Annotated in this window: 6 protein-coding genes and 2 tRNA genes; 5 read left to right on the forward strand and 3 right to left on the reverse strand. The window is 40.9% G+C overall.

Features of this window, described 5'->3' with window-relative positions:
* Positions 1 to 15 precede the first annotated feature (15 nt).
* Together GX437_00415 and GX437_00420 are read right to left on the reverse strand one after the other, a co-directional pair.
* Positions 16 to 100: transfer RNA gene (locus GX437_00415), tRNA-Leu, on the reverse strand.
* A 314-nt stretch (positions 101 to 414) separates the two neighbouring features.
* Positions 415 to 486 (reverse strand) — tRNA-Gly (locus tag GX437_00420).
* A gap of 153 nt (positions 487 to 639) precedes the next feature.
* Between GX437_00420 and GX437_00425 the strand changes: the two genes are divergently transcribed.
* The 3 genes from GX437_00425 to GX437_00435 are packed head-to-tail and all read left to right on the forward strand — an operon-like array spanning position 640 to position 3,605.
* Positions 640 to 870 (forward strand): twin-arginine translocase TatA/TatE family subunit, encoded by a 231-nt coding sequence (locus tag GX437_00425; protein NLJ06110.1) that lies wholly within the window; start codon positions 640 to 642, stop codon positions 868 to 870.
* Positions 867 to 2,435, forward strand: a complete 1,569-nt coding sequence (locus tag GX437_00430; protein ID NLJ06111.1) for a LysM peptidoglycan-binding domain-containing protein — start codon at positions 867 to 869, stop codon at positions 2,433 to 2,435. The genes GX437_00425 and GX437_00430 overlap by 4 nt, the downstream gene beginning before the upstream one ends.
* Positions 2,436 to 2,441: 6 nt before the next feature.
* Positions 2,442 to 3,605 (forward strand): T9SS type A sorting domain-containing protein, encoded by a 1,164-nt coding sequence (locus GX437_00435; GenBank protein NLJ06112.1) that lies wholly within the window; start codon positions 2,442 to 2,444, stop codon positions 3,603 to 3,605.
* On the opposite strand, the gene rnr is transcribed toward GX437_00435, so the two are convergent.
* Positions 3,597 to 5,747, reverse strand: a complete 2,151-nt coding sequence (rnr, locus tag GX437_00440) for a ribonuclease R (GenBank protein ID NLJ06113.1) — start codon at positions 5,745 to 5,747, stop codon at positions 3,597 to 3,599. The genes GX437_00435 and rnr overlap by 9 nt on opposite strands.
* Positions 5,748 to 6,045: 298 nt before the next feature.
* Between rnr and rpsO the strand changes: the two genes are divergently transcribed.
* Together rpsO and pnp are read left to right on the forward strand one after the other, a co-directional pair.
* Positions 6,046 to 6,315, forward strand: coding sequence for a 30S ribosomal protein S15 (gene rpsO, locus GX437_00445; protein NLJ06114.1), 270 nt, complete (start codon positions 6,046 to 6,048; stop codon positions 6,313 to 6,315).
* A 43-nt stretch (positions 6,316 to 6,358) separates the two neighbouring features.
* Positions 6,359 to 8,424: polyribonucleotide nucleotidyltransferase (pnp, locus tag GX437_00450; GenBank protein NLJ06115.1), on the forward strand; the 2,066-nt coding region annotated here is incomplete at its 3' end.

Below are 8,424 nucleotides of genomic sequence, written 5' to 3' on the forward strand. Positions count from 1 at the left end.
ATTTTCAAAGTATAGTACCCGGGGCGGGAATCGAACCCGCACAGCCTTTGGGGCCACAGGATTTTAAGTCCTGCGTGTCTACCTATTCCACCACCCGGGCAAGAAAAAAAGAACGAACAAAAATACCGAAGTGAAGGAAAGAAAGAAGGCAGGCACAAAACAAATGAACCCGCACATAAAGTCCTGCGTGCCTGCCTGCCGACAGGCAGGTCTACCTATTCCACCACCCGGGCAAGAAAAAAAGAACGAACAAAAATACCGAAGTGAAGGAAAGGAAGAAGGCAGGCACAAAACAAATGAACCCGCATAAAGTCCTGCGTGCCTGCCTGCCGACAGGCAGGTCTACCTATTCCACCACCCGGGCAACACGTTTAAGAACGATCATAAAAAAAAGCAAGCCTTTGCTTGCTTTTGAGCGGGAAATGGGATTCGAACCCACGACCCTAACCTTGGCAAGGTTATGCTCTACCCCTGAGCTACTCCCGCAGTTTTTTTGAGGCCACAAAAGTAAATTGTTTTTCTGATTTGATGAAAAATTTTTTAAATTTTTCTGCATTGTTGAAAATACTGATAAAATTATTTTGACATGATATTCACTTCTGACTATAATTGTACCTTTGCAAAAAGTTTAATGTGATGATGCTACACGATTATGCAGGTTGGATTGGAACACCTGAAATTATTATCATTTTTGCGGCTCTCCTGCTTTTGTTTGGCGGGAAAAAAATACCCGAACTCATGAGAGGTATTGGAAGAGGTATCCGTGAATTTAATCAGGCAAAAGAAAAAGTAAAATCCGAGATTGAGGAAGGCATGAAAGGAGAGCCTGTAAAAGAGGAAAAAACGAAAAATTCTGAAAAAGACGATTGATTTCTGAATTTTGGAATAAGGCCATTGTCCCGTTTTGCCGACTCAGGCAGTTTCTTTTTTATGTCTATCTGTTTTTACCCTTCTTTTCTTTTTCACAGATTTCATTGATTAACAAGGTAAGTGATTCAGTTCAGACCGCACTGATCCGCGAACCTATTGACAATTTGATGAACGAGTGGTTCGTCAGCAGGATGATGGTTGACTCAAATGTAGCTCATTTAAACAAATACGGTTTTAAACCAGGCTATATCCCTGTATATGATGATTCGGTTTACATTCAACGCCTGAAAAATCTGCAAAGCCCGATACCACTCACTTACAATAAATATGTCAGGCGATATATTGAGCTTTATACCATTGAAAAAAGAAAACAGGTGGAAACCATGCTGGGGCTGGGATATTATTATTTCCCTGTTTTTGAAGAAGAGTTACATAAAAAAGGACTTCCGCTTGAGCTGAAATATATTCCTGTCATTGAATCGGCCTTAAACACACACGCTGTATCCCGAAGCGGGGCAACTGGTCTCTGGCAGTTTATGTATGCCACCGCACGCATGTATGACCTGAAAATTACTTCATGGGTGGACGAAAGACGTGATCCATTTAAACTCACTGAAAAAGCTGTTGAGTATTTTGATGATTTATACCATATATTTGGCAACTGGCTGTTTGCCATAGCCGCTTACAATTGCGGTCCGGGTACTCTAAACAAATGCATCATACAATCAGGGTATAAAACTGATTTCTGGGAGGTTTTTCCTTATCTGCCTCAGGAAACGCAGGGCTATGTACCGGCTTTTATCGCTGCCAATTATGTCATGAATTATTACATCGAGCATAATTTATATCCAAAAAACATCTATAATCCCGGACTTCTTGATACCATTCAGATCAGGAAAAGACTGAAGTTTGAGGTTATTGCCAGGGCACTTCAGATACCCGTTGAAGTAATCAGGGAATTAAATCCCCAGTATATGAAAGACGTTATTCCCCAGTCAGTTACCGGTGATTATTATGTCTTACGCCTTCCCCAGCAGAAAGCAGCCCTGTTTTATGCCCATCAGGACAGAATTTACCGTTATCAGGAATACCTCGACAGCAAGGAAAATGACAATCAGGTATATATTTCCCCAAAGACTTCAAATGAAAGTAAATCAAACGAAAACAGCTATATTTTAATAAAATATACCGTCAAAAAAGGCGATTATCTCAAACAGATAGCGGAGTGGTATGATTGTACCGAAAATGATCTGCTGAGGTGGAATAAAGAGGCAGCCAATGGCATACATCCCGGGCAGATACTCAACATTTACGTATTGACCGAAAAAGCCGAACATTATCAAAAGATCAACGACATGACGTTTGAGCAAAAACAGGAAATGATCGGGAAGAAAGTCAAGCAATCTGCTGAATTTCATTATTATACCGTTCAGGAAGGGGATACCCTCTGGTCAATTGCCAAAAAATATCCGGGCATTACACCTGATGAAATACTTGAAACCAATCAGATTGAATCAGGAAATATCAAACCCGGTCAGACCCTCAAAATAAAGAAAAAAATATAAACCTCGATGAAAGAAAAGTTAATCACACTTTTAATCTTGTCATTTCTCATTTTCTCAGCTTCAGCTCAGGTGAAAAAGATTCTGCTTGAAGAAATGACTACCACTTTATGCGGATTTTGTCCACCAAAATCAATTGATTTAGAGCGTCTTGCTGATACTATTCCCGAAGCGGTGGTTGTGGTGCATCATGCAGGATTCGGAAAAGATGCCATGACCAATGCCCCGGCAACGGCTTTTGCTGGCGCCTTTTCCCCGGGTCATTTCCCCTCCATGACCATCGACAGAATAAAATTCGACAGTGCTCCGGGTTATTATACCAAATATGTAGGGGTTTCGATGATGGCTTTCAAATGGGCTGATACTGTTCTGGCTATCCTGAAGCGGACAACACCAGAGGCAACAGTCAGCATTGAAAAAAGTTATAACTCCTCCAAAAGAGAAATTACCGGACAGGTGAAAGTGAAATTTCTCAAAAAACCTGAGCCGGGAGACCTGAGAATAAACCTCTATGTGCTGGAAGACAGCGTGACAGGAGATACCGGCAAATACGATTATGACCAGAAAAACTATATCACCAATGACTCAAAGTATCCCGAACTTATTGGAAAATCAGTCATTTATTATAAAGCGCATAATGATGTGGTCAGGGAGGCTCCTCTGGGCAACTGGGGGGCAGCTGGCGTCATTCCTGCTGATCCGTCTGTGGGTGTTGTTTATTCCAAAGATTTTACCTGTCAGTTGCCTGTAAAATATGATACCCTGAAGGGAAGGGAAGTTTTTCCTGATAAAATCTATCTGGTGGCTTTTGTGTCTTATTACGACAGTGATACATGGAAAAGAAGGGTTTTGAATGCAGAGAAAGTTAATCTGATGAAACCCTCTGCTTTGGAAGAAAATGAACTTTCGAACTCTTTTGGGCTTAAAATATATCCAAATCCGGCCAGAAATGCTTTTACATACTTGAATTTCAACCTTTTATCCTCAGAAAAACTTGAAGCTGCCATGTATGATATGCAGGGGAAAAAAATAGCCACATTGATCAATGATTTCATTGAACAGGGAAATTATACCTTGAAAATCAATACCTCTCTTTTGCCAGCCGGGATGTATATCATCACGATGGTGTCGGAGACATCGTCAGCTTCAGTGAAGATGAACGTCTTACACTAAAGGTTTTTCGCATAGCATAAAATCGAGCTGACGTTTGGGGAGATTGGCTTCAACTACTTTAATCCACACTGTTTGCCCCAGAGTGAAGGTCTTTTTGCTGTTATATCCGGTCAGACGGTAGTTGAATTCATCAAACTGATAAAAATCTTCATCTATTGAAGAAGCTGTCACAAAGCCTTCGCATTTATTTTCAATAATTTCAACGAAAAATCCACCATCGATGACTCCACTGATAATTCCTTCAAAACTTTGTCCGATTTTATCCAGCATAAATTCAACCTGCTTGTATTTTATGGAAGCTCTGTCGGCCTGCTCTGCATTGACTTCCCTTTCTGAAGATACGATACATTTTTCTTTCAAGGATTCATAAGTTTCAACAGGGGGTTGATTTTCAAGTATTTCTGAAAGAATACGGTGAACCATCAGGTCGGGATACCTGCGGATTGGGGATGTAAAGTGGGTATAGGTATTGAAAGCCAGTCCATAGTGCCCGATGTTTTTCGGGGAATATGCTGCTTTTGCCATGGTGCGTATGGCCAGCGATTCCAGAAAGTTTTGTTCTGGTTTCCCTTCAATTTTTTCGAGTAAACTATTTAATGATCTGGCCAAAGCAAGATTATCGGAGTTGTCTATTTCGTGCCCGAATTTTTTTGCAATACGTTTAAATTCTGCGATCTTCTCAAAATTTGGGGCTTCATGAATGCGGTAAACAAAGTCTCTTTTACTTTTTTCAGCAAATTCTGCCACTTTTCTGTTAGCCAGCAACATCAGGTCTTCAATGAGTTGATGAGAGGCAAGACGTGCTTTTTTGGTAATTTCAAGCGGTTTTCCCAGATGATCAAGCGTAAACTGAACCTCATCGGTTTCGAAACTGAATGAACCGTTTTCGTATCGTCTTTTCCTGAGTTTTTCGGCTATATCATTCAGAATCTTCAATTCATCATAATATTCTCCTTCCTGATTGTCGAGGATTTTCTGGACTTCTTCATAATTGAACCTGCGGCACGAATGAATAATGGTTTTGCCTATCCACTGACTGATGATGTCGGCTTTTTTGTTCATGGTAAAAACTGCGGAAAAGCAAAGCTTGTCTTCATTTGGGCTTAGCGAACACAAATGATTTGATAATCTTTCCGGCAACATGGGTACTGTCCGGTCAACCAGATATACTGAAGTTCCGCGTCTGTAGGCCTCTTCGTCTGTTTTTGTTCCTTTTTTTACATAATGAGAAACGTCAGCTATATGAACCCCTATTTCATAGTTTTCATCAACATGCCTGAAACTGATGGCATCGTCAAAATCCTTGGCATCTTCCGGATCGATAGTGATGGTAAAAACATTTCTGAAATCTCTTCTTTTGCTGATTTCTTCTTCCGTAATCTGAGCATCAATATTTTCAGCATCGGTGATGACTTCCTCAGGAAAAACATAGGGAAGTCCGAATTCTTCAAGGATCGCATGCATCTCAGTTTCATGTTCTCCGGCTTTCCCCAGAATTTTAATAACTTCCGCAACCGGACTTTTGGCTCCTGCAGGCCAGTCTTTCAGTCTGACGACCACTTTTTCACCGTCTTTCGCACCATTCAGTTTATCGGGTGGAATAAAAAAATCGTTATGTATTTTATGACTGTCAGGAATGACAAATCCGAAACCTGTCGTAACTTTCAGTAATCCAACAAATTCAGTGCGTTTGCGTTCGACTATTTCCACGACTGCTCCTTCCATTCGCTTTCCTTTGGGTTCTCTGAAAATGGTAATTTTAACCTTGTCGCCACTGATAGCATTGCCGGTATTTTTTACCGAAATGAAAACATCTTCCTCAAGTTCAGGACAACTGACAAATGCATAACCATGACGGGTGATTTCGATATATCCCTCGAGGAATTCTTTTTTCCTTGGCATGAAGGTGTAACGGTAGGGCTCAGCCTCTCTCAGTTTTTTTGAGGCGACCAGATCGGAAAGAACGCGCTGAAGCTTTGAAATATCCTTTTGGGAAGTCATTTGCATACGTGAAGAAAATTGCTTGACATTCAATGCTTTACCATTATTTTCCTGTAAAATGTCAAAAATGGCTTTGCGAATTTCTTCTGTGCTGAAACGTTTGGCTTTTGACTTATTGTTTTTTTTGTTGTGATGTGTCATATAGTCGATGGTCTGAATTATACTCAAAAATACAGCCATATTTGTGACTGTATTTTAATGTGATGATAAATAAAATTGAATAGGATGGCCGATGTAAGTTGAAAAAACTTGCTGCAAGCTGTCTATTGCTGTAATAAATCATGAAGATATGATCGTTTTTACTTTTTACGGTTAAGCAAAACATATATCACGTTAAACAAATATCCGGAACATCCTGTCTGAAAAAATTAATTCACACAAAATCAAGTGAATTAAATTAATCTGTTTACCTTTGCCGCCTGATAAAAAGTGAAAAATTATGTATTTAACAAAAGAAGAGAAGATTTCAATTTTTGAGAAGTATGGGAAAAATGCTGCCAATACAGGTAGCCCTGAGAGTCAGATTGCGCTATTAACAGCAAGAATCAATCACCTGACGGATCATCTGAAAGTTCATAAAAAAGATTACAGCACACAAAGAGGTTTGCTACGTCTTGTCGGACAACGCAGAAAATTACTAAACTACCTGATTGACAGAGATATAACACGTTACAGGCAGATTATTAAAGACCTGAATATCAGGAAATAACACTCACATTTTCCTTCTCTCATCATTTATTTAAAGTAAAAATATGTCATTATCAAATCCGGTTAGTATTCAGGTAGTTTCAGGAAATCAGAACAGTATCATCCTTGAAACGGGGAAGCTGGCCAAACAAGCCGATGGCTCTGTCATGCTGAAATATGGCAACACCATGTTGCTCGCAACAGTTGTTTCTCCAAAAGATTTCAAAGAAGGGGTTGATTATCTGCCACTTCAGGTGGAATATCAGGAAAAATATGCTGCCAGCGGACGTTTTCCGGGTGGTTTTCTGAAAAGGGAATCCCGCCCTTCCAATCATGAAATATTAATTTCCCGCCTGGTTGACAGGGCATTGAGACCTTTGTTCCCTGATAATTATTATGCTGATATTCAGGTGATTATCACCTTGTTCTCCAGCGATGAAAACGTTATGCCCGACAGCCTTGCCTGCCTGGCTGCTTCAGCTGCTGTGTCAATTTCTGACATTCCTTTCAACGGGCCTGTTTCGGAGGTCAGAGTAGCAAAAATAAACGGAGAATTTGTTATCAATCCGGGTATTACAGAGCTGAAAGATGCGACACTCGACATCATCGTAGCCGGAACAGAAAAAGACCTGAACATGGTCGAAGGTGAAATGAAAGAAGTCAGTGAGAATGAAATGGTTGAAGCACTCCGGCTGGCTCATGAAACCATCAAACTTCAGTGCCGTGCTCAGAAAGAGTTTGCTGAACTTTGCGGAAAACCAAAAAGAGAATTTCCGCTACCTGAAGAAGATGAGGCTATAAAAGCAAAAATGCTGGATATTTTTCCTGCAAAAATTCTTGAAACTGCCAAAGCTTTTCTGCCTAAAAAAGAAAGACAGGCCGCATTTGATACCATGTTCGATGAGTTCATGGAATCTCTTACTGATGAGGAAAAGGAAAAAGAAGCCATTGTTAAACGTTATTTCGATAAAATTAAAAAAGATACTATCCGTAAGTTCATGCTTGATCATCAGGTCAGGCTTGACGGCAGAAAATTTGATGAAATCAGGCCGATTGAATGTGAAGTAGATTACCTGCCTTCGGCTCATGGGTCTGCCTTGTTTACAAGAGGTGAAACGCAGGCACTGGCTACAACTACCTTAGGCAACAAACTGGCAGAGCAACTGATTGACGGAGTTATTTTCCAGCATTACGAAAAATTTATTCTTCATTATAATTTCCCTGCTTTTTCAACAGGAGAAGCCAAGCCTTTGAGGGGCCCCGGCAGGCGCGAAATCGGTCACGGCAATCTTGCCCTCAGGGCACTGAAACAAGTTATGCCGGATGAAGAAAACAATCCTTACACTGTCAGGGTGGTTTCGGATATTCTGGAGTCAAACGGATCCTCTTCCATGGCTACCGTATGTTCCGGATGCCTTTCTCTGATGGATGCAGGGGTGAAAATTACCAAACCTGTTTCAGGTATTGCCATGGGACTGCTGGTGGATGACGAAGGGCGTTATGCCATTCTTTCCGATATTTTAGGAGACGAAGACCACCTTGGAGACATGGATTTCAAGGTATGCGGTACAGCAGATGGTATTACTGCCTGTCAGATGGATATCAAGGTAGATGGACTTTCTTACGAGGTTTTGGCAGAAGCGCTTGAACAGGCTAAGCGTGGGAGATTGCACATTCTCGAAAAAATGACAGCTGTCATGCCGGCTCCACGTGAAGATTACAAACCTCATGTCCCGCGTATTGAAAAAATCAGGGTGGACAATGAGTTTATCGGTGCCATTATCGGACCTGGTGGTAAAAACATTCAGCAACTCCAGAAAGACACCAATACAGAAATTGTCATAGAAGAAGCTGAAAACGGAGACGGAATCGTAGAAATTACTTCCAAAGACAAGGAATCGATGGAAAAAGCCATCAATGCCATCATGGCCATTGCAGCCAAGCCGGAAGTCGGAAAGGTTTATCATGGAAAAGTTAAAGCCATCATGGATTATGGAGCATTTATCGAGTTTCTGCCCGGTAAAGACGGCTTACTTCATATTTCTGAATATTCATGGGAAAGAATACAAACCCTTGCCAATTTACTGAAAGTTGGCGACATGATTGACGTGCAGCTTTCAGGTATCGATCC

It is taken from the genome of Sphingobacteriales bacterium (assembly GCA_012517435.1).
Lineage (GTDB): Bacteria > Bacteroidota > Bacteroidia > CAILMK01 > JAAYUY01 > JAAYUY01.